The organism is Streptomyces sp. E2N166 (assembly GCF_003671715.1).
GTDB classification, from domain to species: domain Bacteria; phylum Actinomycetota; class Actinomycetes; order Streptomycetales; family Streptomycetaceae; genus Streptomyces; species Streptomyces thinghirensis.
Window position 1 is genome coordinate 1,108,374 of sequence record NZ_RAIF01000032.1, and the last position, 2,018, is coordinate 1,110,391.

Consider the following 2,018-nt stretch of genomic DNA (forward strand, 5'->3'; position numbering starts at 1 on the left):
CCCCCTCCTCGACGCCCTCGACCACCGCTTCGGCAGCGTCGAGGCCGACATCTACCTGGTCGGCGGCCAACTCCTCGTCGCCCACGACCCCGAGGACCTCGACCCGTCCCGCACCCTGGAATCCCTCTACCTCGACCCCCTCGCCGCCCGCGTCCGCGCCCACCACGGCCGGGTGTACCGGCGGGACCGCCGCGCCCTGCAGCTCCTGATCGACATCAAGACCGAGGGATCGTCGACGTATCTCGAACTCGACCGCCATCTGCGCCGCTACAAGCACCTGTTCACCACCTACGCCCACGGACGGGTGTTCCCCGGCGCGGTCACCGCGGTGATCTCCGGCGACCGGGCGGCCCGCGCGCCCATGGAGGCCCAGCGCACCCGCCGCGCCTTCTACGACGGCCGCCTCACCGACCTCGGCGGCTCCGCACCGGCCTCCTTCGTCCCGCTGATCAGCGACAACTGGACGCTCAACTTCACCTGGCGGGGCGTCGGCGCATTCCCGGCGGCCGAGCGGCGCAGGCTGCGGGACATCGTCGACGCGGCGCACTCGCGCGGACAGCGGGTGCGGTTCTGGGCCACGCCCGACGTGGCGGGCCCCGCACGGGACGCCGTATGGGCCGAACTGCTCGCCGCGGGCGTCGACCACCTGAACACCGACGACCTCGCGGGTCTCGAGGCGTTCCTCGACGCAACCCGGGACGCGTAGGACACCGCCGGGAACACCACTCGTTCGGAGGACAGGTCAGCCGCCCGGACGAACCCTCCGCTACGCCACACTTACGGCCGAACGCCGCGAAGTGGACGTGGCGGAGGAGGTTGACGATGGCCATTTCCATCTCTGTGGTGCTGTTGCTGTCCGTCCTGGCGGTGATCTTCCTGCGCAACGGCGGGCTGAAGGTCTCGCACGCACTGGTGTGCCTGCTGCTCGGCTTCTATCTGGCGAGCACGAGCATCGCCCCGACCATCAGCAGCGGACTGACCGCGACGGCGGACATCGTGGGCAGCCTCAGACCGTAGACGTAGACGTAGACGTAGCCGTAGCCGTAGAACCAGACGTGGACGTTCACCGTGCCGCGGGGCGTACCGCTAGGCGCCCACGACCCGTGAGCGGATGAGGAAGCGCACTCCTTCGGGCGCCTCCAGTGAGAAGCCGCTGCCCCGGCCCGCGACGACGTCCACGATCAACCGGGTGTGGCTCCACACCTCGTACTGGCTGCGCGACATCCAGAACTCCACCGGCTCCTCGACGCCCTCGACGGCCAGTTCGCCGAGCAGGACGTCCGCGCCGCCGGTGCGGAACTCGCCGGCCGGGTAACACATGGGCGCGCTGCCGTCGCAGCAGCCGCCGGACTGGTGGAACATCAGCGGGCCGTGCGCCTCGCGGAGCCGCCGCAGCAGTGCGGCGGCACCGGGGGTCAGCTCGACGCGGGGGGTCTCCTCGTATGTGTCGCCCATGGGGCCCATCCCAGCACGGGGAAGGTTGCGAGCGCGTTGCGAGGGGTGCGAGGGCCCGCGAGTCCGAGTGCCCGTACCGGGCGGCTTTTGCTCTTTTGACATACCTATTTATCCATACCTATTATCGTCGGGTGACCGACTCCAGCACCCCTCGCCGGGACATCGACCGTCTGGCCTCCGGCCTCGCGGCGTGCCTTCCCGCGCTGCACCGGGCGCTGGACCGGCAGGTCGCCGCCCAGTACCCGCACCCCAAGCCCCCGGAGGGCCGGCTCGCGCTGCTGCGGTTCGTCGCCCAGCGTGAGGGTGCCACCGTGCGCGAGGCCGCCGAGGCCCTGCTGATGAAGCCGAACAACGTCAGCGCCCTGGTCTCCCAGCTCACCGAGCAGGGCGACCTGGAGCGCAGGCGGGACAGCGCCGACAAGCGGGTCGCCCACCTCCACCTCACGGCCATGGCCCGTGAGCGGCTGTCCGAGGTGCGGGAACTGGAGACCGCGTTCATCCGCCACGCCCTGACCTCACTCACCGAGGGCCAGCAGGGCGCGCTCGGCTCCGCCCTGGACGCC

Annotated in this window: 4 protein-coding genes; 3 read left to right on the plus strand and 1 reads right to left on the minus strand. The window is 71.0% G+C overall.

The window, feature by feature from the left end:
* Both EBH09_RS32005 and EBH09_RS32010 read left to right on the plus strand, forming a co-directional pair.
* Positions 1-706: phosphatidylinositol-specific phospholipase C/glycerophosphodiester phosphodiesterase family protein (locus EBH09_RS32005; protein ID WP_238697500.1), on the plus strand; the 706-nt coding region annotated here is incomplete at its 5' end.
* 116 nt (positions 707-822) lie between these two features.
* Positions 823-1,017 carry a hypothetical protein gene (locus EBH09_RS32010; protein ID WP_121750342.1) on the plus strand — a complete coding sequence of 65 codons (195 nt, stop codon included), beginning with the start codon at positions 823-825 and terminating at the stop codon, positions 1,015-1,017.
* Positions 1,018-1,086: 69 nt separating this feature from the next.
* On the opposite strand, the gene EBH09_RS32015 is transcribed toward EBH09_RS32010, so the two are convergent.
* Positions 1,087-1,455, minus strand: coding sequence for a DUF779 domain-containing protein (locus EBH09_RS32015; RefSeq protein WP_121750343.1), 369 nt, complete (start codon positions 1,453-1,455; stop codon positions 1,087-1,089).
* Between the two features lie 131 nt (positions 1,456-1,586).
* Here EBH09_RS32015 and EBH09_RS32020 point away from each other — a divergent pair.
* A partial coding sequence (locus EBH09_RS32020; RefSeq protein WP_153182752.1) for a MarR family winged helix-turn-helix transcriptional regulator occupies positions 1,587-2,018 on the plus strand: 432 nt, incomplete at its 3' end.

What these genes read in the sequence shown, in the direction of transcription:
- EBH09_RS32015 (WP_121750343.1), bottom strand. Translation starts at nt 1,455, where the DNA reads ATGGGCGACACATACGAGGAGACCCCCCGCGTCGAGCTGACCCCCGGT.
- EBH09_RS32010 (WP_121750342.1), top strand. Translation starts at nt 823, where the DNA reads ATGGCCATTTCCATCTCTGTGGTGCTGTTGCTGTCCGTCCTGGCGGTG.